Below are 17588 nucleotides of genomic sequence, written 5' to 3'. Positions count from 1 at the left end.
TTAACGTCACGCAGTTCTGTGACAGGAGCAGGATTTGAGCAAGAGAGTTGGTGCTATCAGTCATGTAACCACACCGGTTCGTGCGTGGCTTCAGGGCTCTGCCTATGCTGTTCTCCTCGTCTTTGCGATCACTCTGATTATTCTTGCAAAAACCGGCAATCCTGGCGTGGAACGAATTCGTTCTGCTGTGACAGATGGTGCGGCACCTCTGATGGAGCTCGCGACCAGGCCTGTGGTTGTTATTAGTGATACTATTGAAACAGCACAGAATTATGTCGCACTTAAATCCGAGAACGAGGAACTGAGACGACAAAATGAAGCGTTGAAGCGCTGGCAACTTGTCGCGGTCAAGCTTGAGGGTGAAAATGCGGCGTTGAGGGATGTCCTGAATGTTGCAGGGGAAAGTAAACCAGACGTCGTAACGGCACGGGTTGTTGCCGATCAGGGGGGGGCTTTCGTGCGTTCCGTCGTGATCAGTGCGGGGAGCCTTGACGGTGTTCGCAAGGGGCAAGCCGCGATGACAGGGCTTGGTCTTGCTGGGCGTGTTTCAGAGGTTGGGCGCCATTCGGCTCGTGTTGTGCTTCTGACGGATATCAGTAGCCGAGTACCGGTTTTTGTGGGTAAAGCGCGTTATCGTGCGATGATGGTGGGGAATAACTCGCCGTTTCCTGCTTTGCTGTATCTGGACCAGGATGCTTCCATTGTTGCTGGAGATACAATCTATACATCGGGGCATGGTGGTGGATTTGCACAGGGCCTTCCTGTTGGTGTTGTTCATTCTGTTGCCGAGAAAAAAGCAATAAAGGTTCGTCCTTTTGCTGACTGGGGACAGATTGAGTTTCTACGCCTCGAAGACTATAATCTTGCAGAAAATCTGGATGTTCTTTATCGAGACAATGGGGCCGGGGAGCCACAGTGAGTCCTTCTTTCTGGCAACGTATTGACGGTGTCGCCCGTGCGGCCTGTCCCTTTACGATTTCGCTGCTCCTGATTATCTTGGCTCTGGTTCCGCTCCAGATCCCACATCTTGCCACGATCATGCCATCTCTGCTGTTGATTTCGGTTTTTTACTGGTCACTGCATCGGCCTGATCTCATGCCTGTTTGGGCCGTTTTTGTTCTGGCCGTTATTCAGGATCTTCTTTCCGGTTCGTTGCTTGGTGTTGTGCCATTTATTTTGCTTTTTTTCTGTATCGCGCTTAACGGTCAGCGTAGACTGTTGGTTCACGCATCTTTTTTGATGCTCTGGATCAGTTTTTCTGTTCTTTCAAGTCTTGCTCTTGCATTGCAATGGTGTCTGATCTTTATATTGGAAACAGGCACACCGGATTACAGGCCGGTACTTTTCCAAAGTTTAACAACAATAGCTGTATATCCCGCTTTGTCATGGATGTTTGTTCTGATTCAGCGGTCACTTCTTAAGGGTTAGGATCGTTCTCTATGCCGATGGTTCATGAGGACCAGGACCGCCACAAGGGGTTTACCCGGCGGGTGCTGATGCTGTCTTGCGGGAAAGTTGCTCTGCTTTCCGCGCTTGTGGGGCGAATGTATTATCTGCAGGTGATCGAAGCTGAAAAATACAAAACCCTTGCAGAAGACAACAGGGTAAATCTTCGGCTCCTTCCTCCGCGCCGGGGAAAAATTCTTGACCGCTTTGGTGTTGAACTTGCCGGAAATCAACAAAATTTCCGCGTGGTTGTGGTGAAAGAACAGACCCCGGATCTGATCGCTACGCTTGATGCCCTGTCCCGGCTGATCAAGCTCTCAGAACATGACTACAAACGGGTTTTACGGGATGTAAAACGGAAAAGAGCTTTTGTTCCGGTTACGGTGAAGGACAACCTCAGCTGGGACCAGGTCAGCAGTATCGAGGTTAATTCTGCTGATTTGCCTGGCGCGAGTATCGAGGTTGGAGAGACGCGTTTCTATCCGTTCGGTGCTGATATGTCACATATTCTCGGGTATGTTGCGGCTGTATCCGAGGCCGAGTTGACAGGCGATCCCTTGCTCGAGCTTCCAGATTTCCGGATCGGTAAAAACGGTGTTGAGAAGTTCTATGATCAGGAAATGCGGGGGCAGGCTGGCACCAGCGAGTTTGAAGTCAATGCTTATGGGCGGGTCATTCGAGAATTGAGTCGTAAGGAAGGCGCGAGCGGCCGGGAAATGATCCTGACGATTGACGCCGGGCTACAGACTTTTGTGCAGCAGAGGCTGATGAGCGAATTATCAGCAGCAAGTGTTGTGATTGATATTGAAAATGGTGACATTCTCGCAATGGGTTCGGTTCCGGCCTATGACCCCAGTTCTTTTAATCTCGGCTTGAGTTCTGCCCAGTGGAACAGCCTGATTAATGACCCCTTGTCCCCCCTAACCAACAAGAGTATTGCCGGGGGATATGCTCCTGGGTCGACCTTTAAAATGGCAGTGGCACTGGCTGCTTTAAAAGAAGGGATCGGTGCTCATACTCATACAGCCTTCTGTCCGGGTTTTATGAAGCTGGGCAATTCGAAGTTTCATTGCTGGAAACGCGGCGGACATGGCCGTGTTAACATGATCGAGGCCTTACAGTATTCCTGTGACGTATATTTCTATGATGTCGCCCGTCGTATCGGAGTGGATAATATCGCAGCCATGGCAAATCGCCTGGGGCTTGGCGAGAAAGTCGGAATAGATTTACCAGGTGAAAAGCCTGGTGTAATCCCGACTAAAGCGTGGAAAGAAGCCAATATTGGTGAGGCATGGCAAGGGGGAGAAACCCTGGTGACTTCAATTGGTCAGGGCTTTGTCCTCACAACACCGTTGCAACTGGCTGTGATGGCTGCTCGTTTGGCGAGTGGACGCAAAATGGTTGTTCCCCGTTTGGCCAGAGGATATCGCGAAGGTGGCCAGGCTTATGGTCTGGCTCGTCCTGAGTTCGAGGATCTGGGGATACCGGAAGAACATATCAGAGTGATACAACAGGGAATGGATGCCGTTTCCAATCATCCCCGAGGAACAGCCTATCGATATCGTATCAAGGAAGAAGGCTGGGAACTGGCTGGAAAAACAGGCACAGCCCAGGTGCGCCGTATTACCATGGCCGAACGTCAGGCAGGTGTCTTTAAAAATGAAGATTTGCCCTGGCGGAGAAGGGATCATGCTCTGTTTACAGCTTATGCTCCGGTTGACAATCCCCGGTATGCCTGTTCGGTTGTGGTTCAGCACGGCGGAGGTGGTTCGACTGTTGCCGGACCTATTGCAAGGGACATCTTGCGTGAAACACAGCGCCGAGACCCTGCTCGGGCCGCCGCGATTCCCTTGAAGTCCCGAAGTGGTTCAGATAACACAGGCGATGTGTAGCAATGGCGCAAAGAGCACAATATCTTGGTCGACATAATCCGGAAATCTCTCTCGGGCAGAAAATCTGGCAATTGAACTGGGGGATGGTTCTCCTGGTTGGCATTATTGCGATGATGGGGCTCGGAATGCTTTATTCTGCGGCAAACGGAAGTTTTGATCCCTGGGCTTCGCGTCAAGCAGTCAGGTTCGGCATCGGTGTGGTTCTGATGTTGCTCGTTGCTTTGGTTGATATCCGTTTGCTGTTCCGTGTCAGCTATCTGTTTTATATTGTAGCTCTTTTGTTACTGATTGCTGTTGAGGTGATGGGCAGTATAGGTATGGGGGCCCAGCGGTGGATTGATCTGAAGTTTATTCAGCTGCAGCCTTCAGAGTTAATGAAAATTGCCATTATTCTGGCTCTGGCCAGATATTTTCATGGTGTATCTCAGGAAGATATCGGTCGGCCGGCTTTTCTTTTGGTGCCTTTATGTATGGTATTGTTCCCGTCTGCTCTGGTGTTGCGGCAGCCTGATCTGGGGACAACGGGGATGCTGGTTCTGGCGTCAGGGGCAATTTTCTTTTGCGCCGGGGTGCGCTTGTGGAAGTTTGTCGTAGTAATTGTTGCCGGGCTTGCCGCGATCCCTGTTGGGTGGCAATTCCTCCACAGCTATCAGCAAAACCGGGTTTTGACTTTTCTGGATCCGGAGCAGGATCCTTTGGGAACTGGGTATCATATTCTCCAGTCCAAGATTGCTTTTGGATCTGGTGGTATCTTTGGTAAAGGTTTCTTGCAGGGCTCACAAAGCCATCTGAATTTTCTACCCGAAAAACAGACTGATTTTATTTTTACGATGCTGGCAGAAGAGTTTGGTATGGTCGGAGGGCTGGTGCTGCTCAGCCTTTATCTGTTGCTGATGATTTATGGCGTTGCTATCGCCGTTCGTAGCCGAAACCAATATGGCAGGCTTTTGGCTATTGGTTTGACCTTTAATCTGTTTCTTTATGTTTTTATCAACATTGCCATGATTATGGGGCTGGTTCCGGTCGTTGGAGTTCCCCTGCCGCTTATCTCTTACGGCGGGACTGTGATGCTGACAGTTATGATGGGGTTGGGTATGGTGATGTCCGTCTGGCTTCATCGGGACATCAAGATATCGCGCAGAGGTGTGCAGGACGACTTCTAAAGAAGAGTCGCCCTGTGATCCCGATGTGGAAATCTAGAGGCACCAATAGCTGAAAGAAGAGGTGAAGTCCCTTTTCCTCCACATACCTTTCATATCAGCGATCAGGCCATTTGGTTTTACCAGCTGTTCGATACTGCTGTTGGTTAGTTCCAGATAACCTGCGTGAGGCACGGCTCCAATAATGCAGTCGTAGGGCTCTTCACTTTCCAGGGATGTCTTGAGAGTGATGTTAAAGAATTTTTCCGCCTCAACAGGGTCAGCCATCGGGTCGTGGACTTCTACCTGGTGGCCCAATAGGGTTAAAGCTGAGATGATATCGGTTACCTTTGTGTTTCGCAGATCGGGAACGTCTTCTTTGAAGGTTAGGCCCATGATAAGCGTTTTGGGGCTCTTGATGTCAGGTGTTTTTCTTTTCAAGGCGAGATGAATAGCATTGCTGACAGCATCACTCATGGCTTCATTCGTCGAACGCCCTGAAAGAATAACCTTTGGATCATGCCCAAATGACTTTGCGCAGTGCGCAAGATAATAGGGGTCAACACCGATACAGTGTCCACCTACCAGGCCCGGTTGAAAATTCAGGAAGTTCCATTTGGTTCCCGCAGCTTCGAGGACATCATAGACAGAAATGCCTAGATTTTGAAAAATAACGGCAATTTCATTGACAAAGGCGATGTTGATATCTCTTTGCGCATTTTCGATGACTTTTGCGGCCTCAGCTGTCTTGATGTCTTTGGCCAGAAAAATGTTGCCGTTGTTCATGGTGCCGTAGATTTTGCGCAGGCGTTCAGCAACGTCATTGGTCTGACCGGCAACAACCTTGGTTATTCGATCAACCGTATGTTCTCTGTCCCCCGGGTTAATTCTTTCAGGTGAATAACCCAGAAAGAAATCCTTGCCACATTCGAGTCCAGAAATCTCGGCGAGTATGGGGCCACAAATGTCTTCGGTAACGCCCGGGTAAACGGTGCTTTCATAAACGATAATATTGCCGGGTTTAAGCACCGTTCCAACTGTTTCTGATGCCTTGCGAACAGGCGTAAGGTCTGGTTGGTTATTTGAGTCGACCGGAGTGGGGACCGTCACGATATGGATATCATGGTCGTGGAGTTCTTCCTGACGGGATGTCAGGTGAAGTGTAGAATTGCGCAGATCCTGGGATGTAACTTCTCCGGTTTTATCGTAACCTTCCTTCAGCTTTTTGATGCGGTCTTCATCGATATCAAAACCTGTTACCCTGTAGTATTTGGCGAGATTTATGGCCAAGGGCAGACCGACATAGCCCAGGCCAACGATAGTGATTTGTGGAATGTCCGACATAAAATTGTTTACTCGCAGGAATGAAATTTTATCATTTTTAGGTGATAAGTTTGAGCGAAGCAATCTCATTTGCCTCTTCAACAGGGAGGATCAGGAGATCAGATGAGGTGTTTTTCGTTCTATCCGTGTGGCTTTGACAATTTATTTACCAATAAGGTGATATTAAAATCGCATGTGTGTTTGTCATGAAAACAAAAGGTTGCCTGATGGCTGAGTATACAGGGATAGAGCGTCGACTGGTTTTTCGCTTGTTGGATTATTGGGAGCGGCAAAAGCAGGAACGCAGTATGCCTAGCCTGGCAGATATAAAAGAAGAAGATCTGGGGGATGATTGGGACTGGTGTTTTCTGATTTCACTGGGGGATGAGGGGGAGAATCCTGTTTTTATTCATGTCGGCTCCCTGATCTGGCCAGCTGAACGGGGAATTCTTAAGGGAACTGGTGTACTGGAATGCCCGGAACCAAGTCTAATTAAGCAGGCAACGGCTTTCATGCCCCGTGTTCTCAAGCTTGGTGTTCCTGTCAGTATTGGTGGCGAATGCGAAGATGGTGGGGATAAATTATTATATCGCAGTACCCTGATGCCACTTTCTTCGGATGATGTTTTCGTTGATGGCTTGTTTGGGGGGGCTAATTGTCGCAAGGTTGCAAACGGATAAGAAACCACCACAGGGTTCAAGATTTATATGTCGCAGGTTGTTTCATACGAGGTAGATACTTATCAGAATAACAGGTGGGTCCTGGAATGTGTCCTTGATGATAAGGATATGGCGCTTTCCACTGCCAAGCGCCTCTATGATACCAAACGCTTTGCCGCCGTTCGTATTGTCCAGGAAACATATGATGAGGACGAAAACTCCAGCCGGGAGCGGGTGATTTTCGAGACAACTATTGCAGATCGAGAAAACCGGGCTGCGAAACAGACACAGGTCAACACGACACCAAAAGTCGATCGCTCGGAGCGGCACCCTTTGCGGAAAAGACCAAGGGTTGAGGCGCCGGTCGTTGAGAAGAAAGGGCCGAGCTTGTGGCTCCTGCTGCTTTTGCTTGGTGTGATTGTTGCGGGCGGTTTTGGTTTGTTGTTGTTTCTGCAAAGCCTGTAAAGAGGCCTGATAGCAAGAAAAACCATAAAATTCAATTGATTAGGCATGGTTCCCCATGGTTCGAGCCTGGGGAGGGGTGCGAAGGTCCGGCGCCGTCAAAGGCGGTTGAACCTGTGGAAGCCCTTGTGTCCAGCGGGGCGAGGAGAGCAGTGGTGGGAAAATCAGAGAAAAATCCACGAGGACTGACGTAACCGATAAGGCTGACGCAACGGATACTGAAGTGCGGGTGATCGGGAATGCGGGTTCTTTCGCTCAAAAGTCCTTGAACGCTCTGAGGAATGTCGGGTTCGTTCAAAAGATTCCAGAACACTCTGAGCGATGTCGCGCCTGTTACCTCAATGAGTTATAGAGCATTATCGGGGATGTGTGCCCGTAAGCTCAAGAGGTCCTGGAACATTCTGAGGAATATCGGCTTCGTTCGTTCAAAAGGTTTCTGAACCCCCTGAGTGAGGCCATGGCTGTTATCCCAATGAGTTATAGGGCGTTATCAGGGATGTGAGGCCGTTCGCTCAAGGGGTTCTGGAACAATCTGAGGGATGTCGAGCTGATTAATACAACAGGTTGTAGAACATTCTCAGGGATGTGAGGCCGAGGAAGAGCGCGAAGGTCCGGCGCAGCCAAAGCCGGTTGAGCCTGTGGGCTATCCTGGCGCCCAGGGGAGCGAACAGCACCGTGGTTGGAAAGATCAGACAGAAGCCGACAAGACTGACATACCCCAGACTTAAAGGCGGGCGTTCCGCAACACCCGCGCCGATGAGAATAAACCCTGTCACACCGGGAATGGCGATGAGCAGCCCCAGGGCCGAAGCGGTCCCGACGGCCTTGTGAATGGGGAAGCTGAAGGAACTGAGGACGGGCACTGAAAGGGTTCCACCCCCAATCCCCATAATGGCCGAAAATGATCCGATTATCATGGAAATCAAAGTATTGAGCCAGGTGCCCGCTGGCAGTGCCGGGCTCAGTGTCAGGGCTTCCGAGCGGACCATGTTCAGGGATACAAGCAGGGCAACCACAGCAAAGACGGCGGTGAGGACATCGCCCTTGACCTGTCCGGCGATAAAGGCCCCGAGTACAGAGCCCGCAAAAATCCCGAGGCCCCATTTTTTCAGAAGGGGAATATCGACCGCCCCCTTTTTGTGATGGGCGCGCAGAGACGAGAGCGAGGTCGGTACAATGGTCGCCAGCGACGTCCCCACAGCCATATGCATGGCTGTGGAAGCGGGAAGGTCGAGCAGGCCAAAGAGGTTGAAAAGGACGGGAACAATAACGATCCCGCCGCCAACGCCAAGCAGACCTGCGAGCGTGCCCGCGACGGCCCCGGTGAGGATCAGGAGCAATCCGGTGTAGATAAGATCAATACTGTCCATGACGGAGCCTGCTGTTGTTCTTTTATCCAGGGGCGGTTTTTACAGTTTCCCTGCCCCCATCAAGGTTTCATGTCCCCATTAAGGTCTCACTGGCCCCAGTAGCGTGTGAACTCACTTGGGTCCGGGCGTTTTCTTTCGCGCACTTCGCGCTCGACTGAGCCGATATAGAGGAAGCCGACGATATCGGTATTGTCGTCCAGATCCAGACCTTCGCGGACCATGGGGTCATAGGCGGCAGCACCGGTCAGCCAGATCGCGCCATAGCCGCGTTCATGTGCCGCGAGAAGAATGTTCTGGGCGGCGGCTCCGGCAGAGAGAACCCGTTCGTTTTTGGGCACACCCGGTTTTTCGTCGGTCATGACAGAGCAGACAACGATGACCAGCGGGGCAAACTGTGGACGGCTCTGCTCTTTTTCAATCTGTTCCCGGGTGGCTTCAGGATTTCTTTTTTTCAAGGCACTGACAAAAAGATCGGAGAGTTTGTTCCTGGCATCACCCTGGATCACCAGAAAACGCCAGGGGCGGAGCCAGCCGTGATCCGGCGCTGTCACAGCGGCCTGGAGCAGGTAATCGATATCTTCTTTGGACGGAGCGGGGTCTACCATCCACTGCGGGACAATGGATTTACGGGATAAAAGAAAGGACAAAAACAGGTCTCCTGTAAAAATGGGCCAGACAAGGGCCTGGAAAGGTCATAGCGGAAAAACGCCCGGGGTTCATCATCTTTATCTTGATCAGGATCAAAGCGCGAGCATAACAAGGCTGTTAATTTATTTGCAATCAATTCTCATTTACACTATGTATAGAGAGCGGATGAAAATCATTCTCATGCTGAGAGAAAAACATGTACGTTTGTCTTTGTAACGGTTTTACAGAAAAAGATGTCCGGAACGCGGTCGGACTTGGCGCCTGTTCAGTTGCGGGTGTATATAAAGCCATGGACTGTGCGCCACAGTGTGGAAAGTGTGGCTGTGATATCAAGGACATGCTGGAGCAGGAGCGGAATCTTGCCGTGCATTTTGCCTCGATGCAAAATCTGGCAGCCGAATAGGCCACAGACGACACCCTTTGCCGATCGCCAGGATCGGAACTGGGAAGCCGGAATTTTTATCCCCCCCATTTTATCTGCATCATCCTGATCCCGTACAATTTCCGTTCTGTCTTTCTGGCTCAAGGGAAGCGGGTTGACCGATTCTTTCCCTGCTTTTTCTGAAGTTTGCATTTCCAGAAGCCAGAGCTGATACTTCTCTGCATAAATTCCATACAGAGCTACGCAAATCAGGGGAATGGCTTGCCTAATCGTATTAGGTGGATTGTCCTTGCTGTTTGTTTCAGACACTATGGGGAAAATCTGGATTCTAGGGTGAGGCATGATGAAAACGGAACAACCAAAAGCAATTAAATTACAGGACTATACCCCCCCTGCTTTTTTGATCGATCATGTTGATCTGGAATTTTTTCTGGAGCCAGAGGGGACCAGGGTGAAATCCCTGTTGAAGGTCCGGCGTAATCCGGATTCATCAGGCCCCCTGCATCTGGATGGCGATACTCTGGAGTTGCTTTCGATTGCCGTTGATGGCCGCGCGCTGCAAGAAAAAGAATATCTTCTTGATGAATTTTTTCTCGAAGTCGAAGGCTTGCCGGACAAGTTTGAGCTCGCGATCGAAACCCGGATCGATCCGGTATTGAATACACGGCTTGAGGGCCTGTATCTTTCAGGCGGGAATTTCTGTACCCAGTGTGAGGCCGAGGGCTTTCGCCGCATCACCTTTTATCCTGACCGTCCCGATGTCATGGCAACCTATAGCGTGACCATGCAGGCGGATGAGGCGAAATATCCGGTTCTGCTGTCGAACGGCAATCTGGTTTCCCAGGGCAAGGGTGAGGGCGGAAAGCATTGGGCGAAGTGGCATGATCCCTTTCCCAAGCCCTGTTATCTTTTTGCTTTGGTTGCGGGGGATCTGGCCTGCTACGCCGACAGCTATAAAACCGGCAGTGGCCGGGATGTGGCCCTGAAGATTTATGTGCAACACGGCAATGAAGACAAATGTGCCTTTGCCATGGATTCCCTGATCCGGTCCATGCGCTGGGATGAAGAACGCTTTGGTCTGGAATACGATCTGGACATTTTCAATATCGTGGCGGTTGATGATTTCAACATGGGGGCGATGGAGAACAAGAGCCTTAATATCTTTAACTCCAAATGTGTTCTGGCCAGCCCGGATACGGCAACGGATGCGGATTTTGAACGTATCGAAGCCATTGTCGCCCATGAATATTTCCATAACTGGACCGGGAACAGGGTGACCTGCCGCGACTGGTTCCAGCTCAGCCTCAAGGAAGGTCTGACGGTTTATCGCGATCAGGAATTCTCGTCTGATATGCGCTCGGCCCCGGTCAAGCGGATACAGGACGTGCGGACCTTGCGCGCGCGTCAGTTCCCCGAGGATGCCGGGCCGCTGTCTCACCCGATCCGCCCGGAAAGCTATATCGAGATCAATAATTTCTACACCGCCACGGTCTATGAAAAAGGGGCCGAGGTGATCCGCATGATGCAGGAAATCCTGGGCCGGGAAGGTTTCCGCAAGGGCATAGATCTTTATTTCGAGCGCCATGACAATCAGGCCGTAACCTGCGAAGACTTTGTCGCGGCAATGGAAGATGCCAATGGTGTGGATCTGGAGCATTTCAGGCTCTGGTACAGTCAGGCTGGCACACCGGATGTGGCGGTGACCTGGGAATATGATGCGGCTTCCAGCCTATTCACCTTCAAGCTGTCTCAACACACCGCCGACACACCGGGGCAACACAATAAACAACCCCTGCATATTCCGCTGACGATTGGCCTGCTGGGGCAGGACGGTCAGGATATTCCGCTGATACAGCAGGGGACAAACAGCGGTGACAGAACATACAGTAAAACCCTGCGGTTTGATTGCGAACAGCAGAATTTTTCCTTTACGGATGTGCCGCCAGGCGCCGTGCCCTCGATTAACCGGGGCTTCTCGGCCCCTGTCAAATTGTCAGCAATGTACAGCGATGATGAGCTGTTGTTCCTGATGGAAAACGACAGTGATCTGTTTAACCGCTGGGAAGCGGCGCAATCCTCTGCAACGCGTCTGATCCTGAAGATGATCGGGGAAATCCAGTCCGGTCGTGAGCCGCAATATGTATCAGGCTTTGCCCGGGCACTGGCGAGCAACATGGCCAACCCCGACCTTGATCCGGCCTTTGTCGCCCAGCTGATGACCCTGCCGTCGATCAGCTATATTAGCGAGCAGATGCAGGTTGCCGATTTTGATGCAGCGGAAAAGGCCAGGAGCTTTTTCAAGCACGCCATTGCGACAGAGTTGTGTGGCAGCCTGAAGGCCTTGTACCAGCAAGGCGTGGCAGGAACGGCCTACAGCCCTGATGCAGCCTCAATGGGGCGCAGAGCTTTGCGTAATGCGGCGATGGATTATCTGGCAACTTTTGAAGACGATCGCGACTGTCGTGAACTGGTTGTCCGGCATTACGAGACCGCGGATAACATGACCGACCGCATGGCTGCACTGGCTCTTCTGAATGATTTTTCTGGAGCGGAGCGGGAGGTGGCACTTGCCGCTTTTGAACAGCGTTATCAGCAGGATCCGGTTGTGATGGACAAGTGGTTTATGGTTCAGGCCTGCTCCAGACTGCCGGATGTGTTGCAACGGATTAAAAAGCTGACCTCGCACCCCGGGTTTTCCTATAAAAATCCGAACAAGGTACGGGCGCTGGTCGGGGCATTTGCCTCTGCCAACCCGGTCCGGTTCCATGCCGAAGACGGCGAAGGCTATCGTTTCCTGGCTGACAACATTATCCATATGAACGCTATCAACCCGCAGGTTGCCTCTCGCATTCTGGCTCCTTTGGGCGGTTGGCGCCGGATGAACCCCAAGCATCAGAAAATGATGAAATCTGAGCTTAAACGAATACTGGCGACAGAAAAACTTTCCGGCGATGTCTATGAAATGGCCTCGAAATCGCTGGGCAAAGAGGCGTAAAGGGAAGTCTCGATTAACGCCATCGAACGAGGGCAACTGGCGTTGCCCTCGTGAAGGGGTGAGTTTTGTTTTGGTGCAGTATTTGTAATGCAGACTTAATGAGACTATTCGAACCGTGAAGACGACCTCTTTAAAGAGATTGATCGATTGTATGACAGTTTGATTGAACTGCTTAAAAGTGCAGATTGAGAAAGTGCTTAAAGTCTCTTAATTTAGGTGTGTTGAATCCAAGGCGGATTCGTATGATTTTATTCGGTGATGGATGAACGGCGTGAACCCTGTCGCACTAATTACTGAAATGCTGGGCGGGCTTGTCCCGACTTACCTCTTGAGCAGGCTTGCCTTATACCTTCTAAAGAAATGGGAAGGGGGCATCGGAAGGCTTGCGGCTGGACATGTCGCCTCGCTGGCTTTGTGTACCGTGATTGCAGGATTCGGGATGGCCGATGGTGGATCCTTCGCATGGGAAGGAGCGCTAAGCACTTATTTTCTTCCTCAGGTGTTTTGGTTTGGCTTTGATGTTTGGCGGGAACGACGGAAATCAATAAGGTCTGATCCGACGCCTAATAACCAACAAGCCCCAGACCAAGCAAGGGCCAAAAGCCGCTTCAAAAATGTAATGGAAAATGTCTTGGCTCTCGTCATTGGGCTGATTACATTTTTCGGCGCCAAATATTTAGTCCAGGACGTGCTTTTAAAGCCTTCGCTTGATGATGAAATTGCGCAGGCGTCAGTTGGCCTTAACCGCAATCTACCCCAAAAGATCGATGAGATAACCACGCTAGAAAGGACCTCCTCCAAGGGACCAGTCCTTCAGTATCACTACACCATTCTGCTCACCCCAGATCTCGTGGACGCCAAGACATTCTCATCAAACATGAGCAGCCAACTAAAGGGGTTGGTTTGCAGTGCGGATAGTATGGTAGACACACTGAACGACGGGGGGGGCTACAGATACACCTACGTTTACGAGACAGGGCAGCCTCTGTTTGACACGACCCTATTCAAAGCCGACTGTATTAAATAGGAGCTCTAACTGTACGGGCTTGAAATGATCAGAGCTTGAACTTGAAATCATAACGCCGGGCTCACTTTAAGTGATAATATAATCAGTGTCGCCAAAGTGTTCCTAATTGGATCGAATTAGGCTCAGGACTCATTGATTGATCCAAAAGATCATAATAGCTGCGATTGTTATAGCGGACATGAAAGTGTGTGCACAGCGATCATATCTTGTGTGGATACGTCGCCAGTCCTTGCTTTTTCCAAACATGTTTTCGATCTTGTGTCGCTGGCGATATAGAGTTTGATCATGAGGGATCAGTTTTTTCCTGTTAACTTTTGAGGGAATACAGGCTTCTATTCCACGTTCAGCCAGAGCCTCTCTGAACCAGTCGGCATCATATGTCAGCAAGCAAGGTTTTCGCCTTTGGAAAAGCATCAACCATGAGTGCCGCCCCTTTAAAGTCCGCTCATCTGGCCCTCACTCAACAGCATAATCAGCGGGCGTCCCTGCCCATCACAGACTGCGTGCAACTTGGAGTTCAGACCGCCTCTGGTACGTCCGATACGTCTTGGAACAGCCCCTTTTTAAGCAGGCTGGAAGCTATCCCGCCTTTTCGCAAAAGCGGATACGGTTTCCAAAGGGGTCGTGGACCTCGAGCTGGGTGCCCCATTCCTGTTTCTGCAAGCCGGGGCGGCCATAGGAATAATGCCTGTCCAGAAGTTCCTGATGATAGGCTTGGATGCCTGTCATCGGAACAAAGACGGTTGATCCGGGGCTGGCATCGCCGTGGTGTTCCGACAGATGCAGCTGCAGACCCGTGCGGGCGATGCCCAGGTAGAGTGGCAAGCCGGGTTCAAAACGATGTTGGAATACTTCCTGGAAACCAAGAAAACCAATGTAAAACTCGCGGGCCTTTGCCTCGTCAAAAATCCGGAGGACGGGGCTGCAGTTCTCAAAACGGATGCAGTCGGTGGCGTTGGATTTACCGGAAGAATCTGGAGGGGATTCAAGCAGGGCTGAGGCTGTATTCCAGTCTGCATAGCCCAGGGCGGCGGCGGCAAGTTCGAGGGCGCGGGAGTGGGAAATATCGATCTTGTCCCTTGCCAGTGCGGCGCGGATAGAGCGGGCCATGGATTTGGCCTGGTCGTGATTTGTCATGATGACCTCTCTGCCAGTATGTCTCAACAGCGCTCGCGTTACCGATTGACGACTGGATGGAGAAGATAAAGCAGTTCATCCGAGGTGCTTTCACCATCCCCGAAGGGGCGAGCGGCTGGTAGCACAGGCCGCCGCCATTCAAGCACAACGGAAAAGTGCTGCCAAGAGGCGATGTGAACGCGGGATATTTTGCCCTTTTCTGTTCGCCTTTATCTCTCTGTCTCTATCTTTCTGGGGAGGACCAGTCGCTTTCGACGGTCTTGCGGCGGCTCAGACGCAGGGCAAGGCCCACGGAGACACCAACGCCAATGGCCACCGTCAAATCTACCAGCACGGTCAAAACGAGGGTTAAAAGTAAAAGCAGGATGTCGCTTTTCCTTCCGCGAGCATATTCGCGCCATTTATGCGGTTCGGTCATGTTCCAGGCAGTCACAATCAGCAGGGCAGCGAGTGCTGGCATGGCCAGGTAGCCTGCCAGAGGTGCCGCCAGCAGCATCACCAGTAAAATGATAACGGCGTGGATGAGCCCTGCAACAGGTGTTTTTCCCCCTGCTTTGATGTTCGTTGCGGTTCGCGCAATTGCCCCTGTAACCGGAAGGCCTGTGAAGAGTGCAGAACCGATATTGGCGATGCCTTGCGCCGTCAGTTCGGCATTTGGTCTGTGGCGTCCTGCAATCATTTTGTCGGCGACCATGGCTGACAAAAGTGATTCAACCCCTGCCAAAAAGGCGATGATAAAAGCAGATGGAAGAAGTTCGATAATTCTGGAGGGCGAAAAATCAGGCAGCTGCGGCCATGGCATCTGGTTTGGAAGCTCGCCAAAGCGAGAACCAAGAGTATCTACTGGCAATAACAGGAAGGCCACAAGAGCAGAACCGATCCCGACGGCCACGATGAGGCCGGGAAAACGCGGGGCTATTCGTCGCAAGAATACAATCAGGACAAGCGTTACAAGTGCAATAGAAAAAGACGCCAAGCTGAAAGTTTCCCGCGCCTCCCATAGCAGGGGTATTTTCTCTAAAAATTCGGCGGGAACCGTATTGATCGTCAGCCCCAGAAAATCCTTCAGCTGACTTGTGGCAATGATGATGCCAATCCCGATTGTGAAGCCGTTCACCACGGCCTCGGGAACAAACGCAATCAAATTTCCAGCCCGAAAGTATCCACCAATAAGCAGAATAATACCCGCCATAAAGGTTGCGAGAACAAGACCATCGTATCCATGTTGGGCAATTACACCGAACACGACGACGATAAACGCGCCTGTTGGTCCGCCGATCTGAACGCGGCTTCCGCCAAAAAGTGAAATTAAAAAACCGCCGATAATGGCGGTTACAATTCCTTTGGATGGGTCTGCACCCGAAGCAATAGCTATGGCAAGGCTAAGGGGTAAGGCAACCATTGCAACAGTTACCCCGGCCAGAAGGTCCTTTACAAAAAGTTGCCAGCTATAATTTCGAATTGTTGTGAGAATTTTGGGTTGGCGCATTTCGAGAGTCCGGCGTTGAATTGGCAAAATTTCACGGTCTCCTTCCCAGCCTTCCGGCTTACGCAGGGCTGTCTTAAAGAGATCGGACGATATACACAGAAAAATTCAGATTACTATAAGCTGGTGGCCGGGCTGAGTAAAAGAGGGTTTGTTTCTCTTTCAGCGTTTGAGGACCTGCCGACAGTCGGCCTGCCGATCCTGCCAGCCGAGCTTGACCAGCTCCGGCGTGTCGTCTTCCTGTTCGGGATAGCCGATGCAGCAATAGGCGACCAGTGACCAGCTGTCAGGAACCGCGAGGGATTGTTTGACCTTTTCGGCATCGAGAATGGAAACCCAGCCGAGGCCAACGCCTTTTGCACGGGCGGCCAGCCAGAGGGTATGGACGGCGAGTACAGCGGAATAGCGCAGCATTTCCGGCATGGACTGGTGCCCCAGACCGTGGCCCTGTTCGGTTGCCTCGTGGGCGAACACCGCCAGCTGGACCGGGGCCTTGTCGATGCCTTCCAGTTTCAGATTGGCGTAAAGTCGGGCGCGGTCGCCATCATAGCCTTGCAGTGCCTGGGTATTTGCTTCCTGAAAGTTATCGCGCACGGCTTTTCTGTTGGCCGGGTCCTCGACCAGGACAAACCGCCAGGGCTGGCTGTTGCCAACCGAGGGTGCCAGACAGGCGAGATCGAGAAGATTGTCGAGCAGACCTTCCGGCAGGGGCGTGGTTTTAAAGTGCCGCACATCCCGACGCCATTCCAGCAGTTCCGTCAGGCCATCGCAGAAGGTATCGTCGAAATCGGGCTTGGTCATTGATCAGGGTGTCACTCGCAGTTAGGGGGTGGCGCAGTTAAGGGGCGGCACAGTCAGGGGCCATCCTGTAGAAATTTGCATGGAAAGCCGGAGACTGTCGAATGTTTTCTGGTGAATGGTTTTCCGGATTGCCATTTTGGCAAAATTGCCTTGCATCCTCTGGCGATCAAAGGGAAAAGTCATCTGTTATGTACATGGATCTTTACGTGGGTCTTAACACGGGTCTGTGCGCGTGTGACAGGGGAGAAAACAGTCAATGACCGGGAGAGAAGGTTCTTTGCCAAACAGTCTGGTTCTGGGCGGGGCACGTTCGGGCAAGAGCAGTTTTGCCGAGCAACTGGTTGAAGCCCAGCCGGGTGACTGTCTTTATGTGGCGACGGCGCAGCCCTGGGACGCGGAGATGGGCGAGCGGATCGGCGAACACAGGCTTCGCCGGGGAGAGCGCTGGCAGACCTTTGAAGAGCCGCTGGAACTTGTGGCACGGCTGCGCGGGATCTGTCGCCCGGATGCCGTGGTTCTGGTTGATTGCCTGACCCTGTGGGTGACCAATCTGATGATGGCGGGGCGCGATCCTGACGTGGAAGGTGCACAACTGGTCGCGGCTTTACCTGAACTGGCGGGCCCGGTTGTGCTAGTGTCCAACGAGGTTGGATTGGGAATCGTTCCCATGGATAAAATGTCTCGAGATTTCAGGGATTACGCAGGTCGTTTGCATCAAGGCATTGCTGCGGTCGTCCCTTCGGTGACCTTTATGGTTTCCGGACTGCCGATGCAGGTAAAACCTGCCGTTGGATAACTGATCTGGTCCGTTGGGCTGAACT

At 51.7% G+C, this 17588-nt stretch carries 17 protein-coding genes; 10 read left to right on the top strand and 7 right to left on the bottom strand.

Features of this window, described 5'->3' with window-relative positions:
* The first annotated feature begins 34 nt into the window (after window positions 1-34).
* From mreC to rodA, 4 genes are read left to right on the top strand one after another with little or no spacing between them, the layout of a single operon-like run.
* Window positions 35-919 (top strand): rod shape-determining protein MreC, encoded by an 885-nt coding sequence (gene mreC, locus O4H49_RS08145; protein ID WP_269422931.1) that lies wholly within the window; start codon window positions 35-37, stop codon window positions 917-919.
* A complete protein-coding gene (gene mreD, locus O4H49_RS08140; protein WP_269422930.1) occupies window positions 916-1428 on the top strand; it encodes a rod shape-determining protein MreD in 513 nt (170 codons plus the stop codon). Before mreC ends, mreD begins: the two co-directional genes overlap by 4 nt.
* Window positions 1429-1439: 11 nt before the next feature.
* Window positions 1440-3338: a penicillin-binding protein 2 gene (gene mrdA / locus O4H49_RS08135; protein WP_269422929.1), complete on the top strand. Its 1899-nt coding sequence runs from the start codon at window positions 1440-1442 to the stop codon at window positions 3336-3338.
* A gap of 2 nt (window positions 3339-3340) precedes the next feature.
* Complete coding sequence (rodA, locus tag O4H49_RS08130; protein WP_269422928.1) at window positions 3341-4501, top strand: rod shape-determining protein RodA; 1161 nt, start codon at window positions 3341-3343, stop codon at window positions 4499-4501.
* Between the two features lie 33 nt (window positions 4502-4534).
* On the opposite strand, the gene O4H49_RS08125 is transcribed toward rodA, so the two are convergent.
* Window positions 4535-5821, bottom strand: coding sequence for a nucleotide sugar dehydrogenase (locus O4H49_RS08125; RefSeq protein ID WP_269422927.1), 1287 nt, complete (start codon window positions 5819-5821; stop codon window positions 4535-4537).
* 206 nt (window positions 5822-6027) lie between these two features.
* Here O4H49_RS08125 and O4H49_RS08120 point away from each other — a divergent pair, with 206 nt between their 5' ends.
* Window positions 6028-6480: a hypothetical protein gene (locus tag O4H49_RS08120; RefSeq protein ID WP_269422926.1), complete on the top strand. Its 453-nt coding sequence runs from the start codon at window positions 6028-6030 to the stop codon at window positions 6478-6480.
* A gap of 108 nt (window positions 6481-6588) precedes the next feature.
* Complete coding sequence (locus tag O4H49_RS08115) at window positions 6589-6924, top strand: hypothetical protein (RefSeq protein ID WP_269422925.1); 336 nt, start codon at window positions 6589-6591, stop codon at window positions 6922-6924.
* Window positions 6925-7472: 548 nt separating this feature from the next.
* Here the strand turns inward: O4H49_RS08115 and O4H49_RS08110 are convergent.
* Together O4H49_RS08110 and O4H49_RS08105 are read right to left on the bottom strand one after the other, a co-directional pair.
* The gene (locus O4H49_RS08110) at window positions 7473-8291 is read right to left on the bottom strand and encodes a sulfite exporter TauE/SafE family protein (RefSeq protein WP_269422924.1); all 819 of its coding nucleotides are present in this window, start codon (window positions 8289-8291) and stop codon (window positions 7473-7475) included.
* Window positions 8292-8377: 86 nt separating this feature from the next.
* Complete coding sequence (locus O4H49_RS08105; RefSeq protein WP_269422923.1) at window positions 8378-8938, bottom strand: nitroreductase family protein; 561 nt, start codon at window positions 8936-8938, stop codon at window positions 8378-8380.
* Window positions 8939-9135: 197 nt separating this feature from the next.
* Between O4H49_RS08105 and O4H49_RS20635 the strand changes: the two genes are divergently transcribed.
* The 3 genes from O4H49_RS20635 to O4H49_RS08090 all read left to right on the top strand — a co-directional run bounded on the left by O4H49_RS20635 (window position 9136) and on the right by O4H49_RS08090 (window position 13343).
* Window positions 9136-9342: a (2Fe-2S)-binding protein gene (locus tag O4H49_RS20635; RefSeq protein ID WP_020594321.1), complete on the top strand. Its 207-nt coding sequence runs from the start codon at window positions 9136-9138 to the stop codon at window positions 9340-9342.
* Between the two features lie 322 nt (window positions 9343-9664).
* A complete protein-coding gene (pepN, locus tag O4H49_RS08095; RefSeq protein WP_269423100.1) occupies window positions 9665-12316 on the top strand; it encodes an aminopeptidase N in 2652 nt (883 codons plus the stop codon).
* A 262-nt stretch (window positions 12317-12578) separates the two neighbouring features.
* Window positions 12579-13343 (top strand): hypothetical protein, encoded by a 765-nt coding sequence (locus O4H49_RS08090; protein WP_269422921.1) that lies wholly within the window; start codon window positions 12579-12581, stop codon window positions 13341-13343.
* A gap of 129 nt (window positions 13344-13472) precedes the next feature.
* Here O4H49_RS08090 and O4H49_RS08085 read toward each other — a convergent pair whose 3' ends face one another.
* The 4 genes from O4H49_RS08085 to bluB all read right to left on the bottom strand — a co-directional run bounded on the left by O4H49_RS08085 (window position 13473) and on the right by bluB (window position 16767).
* Complete coding sequence (locus O4H49_RS08085) at window positions 13473-13757, bottom strand: transposase (protein ID WP_419715217.1); 285 nt, start codon at window positions 13755-13757, stop codon at window positions 13473-13475.
* Between the two features lie 165 nt (window positions 13758-13922).
* On the bottom strand, window positions 13923-14480 hold the full coding sequence (locus tag O4H49_RS08080) for a glyoxalase superfamily protein (protein WP_269422920.1): 558 nt from the start codon (window positions 14478-14480) through the stop codon (window positions 13923-13925).
* 223 nt (window positions 14481-14703) lie between these two features.
* Window positions 14704-15969: a SulP family inorganic anion transporter gene (locus O4H49_RS08075; protein WP_269422919.1), complete on the bottom strand. Its 1266-nt coding sequence runs from the start codon at window positions 15967-15969 to the stop codon at window positions 14704-14706.
* Between the two features lie 159 nt (window positions 15970-16128).
* Entirely contained in the window at window positions 16129-16767 is a 639-nt protein-coding gene (bluB, locus tag O4H49_RS08070) for a 5,6-dimethylbenzimidazole synthase (RefSeq protein WP_269422918.1), read from the bottom strand.
* 256 nt (window positions 16768-17023) lie between these two features.
* Between bluB and cobU the strand changes: the two genes are divergently transcribed.
* Window positions 17024-17563, top strand: coding sequence for a bifunctional adenosylcobinamide kinase/adenosylcobinamide-phosphate guanylyltransferase (gene cobU, locus O4H49_RS08065; RefSeq protein WP_269422917.1), 540 nt, complete (start codon window positions 17024-17026; stop codon window positions 17561-17563).
* The last annotated feature ends 25 nt before the right edge of the window (window positions 17564-17588 follow it).

This window comes from Kiloniella laminariae (assembly GCF_027214005.1).
In the GTDB taxonomy this organism is placed as follows: Bacteria; Pseudomonadota; Alphaproteobacteria; order Kiloniellales; family Kiloniellaceae; genus Kiloniella; species Kiloniella laminariae_A.
This window is presented reverse-complemented; position numbering and strand designations above follow the sequence as displayed.

What these genes read in the sequence shown, in the direction of transcription:
- O4H49_RS08120 (WP_269422926.1), top strand. Translation starts at nt 6,028, where the DNA reads ATGGCTGAGTATACAGGGATAGAGCGTCGACTGGTTTTTCGCTTGTTG.
- mrdA (WP_269422929.1), top strand. Translation starts at nt 1,440, where the DNA reads ATGCCGATGGTTCATGAGGACCAGGACCGCCACAAGGGGTTTACCCGG.
- O4H49_RS08075 (WP_269422919.1), bottom strand. Translation starts at nt 15,969, where the DNA reads ATGCGCCAACCCAAAATTCTCACAACAATTCGAAATTATAGCTGGCAA.
- cobU (WP_269422917.1), top strand. Translation starts at nt 17,024, where the DNA reads ATGACCGGGAGAGAAGGTTCTTTGCCAAACAGTCTGGTTCTGGGCGGG.
- pepN (WP_269423100.1), top strand. Translation starts at nt 9,665, where the DNA reads ATGAAAACGGAACAACCAAAAGCAATTAAATTACAGGACTATACCCCC.
- O4H49_RS08115 (WP_269422925.1), top strand. Translation starts at nt 6,589, where the DNA reads ATGGCGCTTTCCACTGCCAAGCGCCTCTATGATACCAAACGCTTTGCC.
- O4H49_RS20635 (WP_020594321.1), top strand. Translation starts at nt 9,136, where the DNA reads ATGTACGTTTGTCTTTGTAACGGTTTTACAGAAAAAGATGTCCGGAAC.
- O4H49_RS08090 (WP_269422921.1), top strand. Translation starts at nt 12,579, where the DNA reads ATGAACGGCGTGAACCCTGTCGCACTAATTACTGAAATGCTGGGCGGG.
- O4H49_RS08085 (WP_419715217.1), bottom strand. Translation starts at nt 13,757, where the DNA reads ATGCTTTTCCAAAGGCGAAAACCTTGCTTGCTGACATATGATGCCGAC.
- O4H49_RS08125 (WP_269422927.1), bottom strand. Translation starts at nt 5,821, where the DNA reads ATGTCGGACATTCCACAAATCACTATCGTTGGCCTGGGCTATGTCGGT.
- O4H49_RS08080 (WP_269422920.1), bottom strand. Translation starts at nt 14,480, where the DNA reads ATGACAAATCACGACCAGGCCAAATCCATGGCCCGCTCTATCCGCGCC.
- bluB (WP_269422918.1), bottom strand. Translation starts at nt 16,767, where the DNA reads ATGACCAAGCCCGATTTCGACGATACCTTCTGCGATGGCCTGACGGAA.
- rodA (WP_269422928.1), top strand. Translation starts at nt 3,341, where the DNA reads ATGGCGCAAAGAGCACAATATCTTGGTCGACATAATCCGGAAATCTCT.
- O4H49_RS08110 (WP_269422924.1), bottom strand. Translation starts at nt 8,291, where the DNA reads ATGGACAGTATTGATCTTATCTACACCGGATTGCTCCTGATCCTCACC.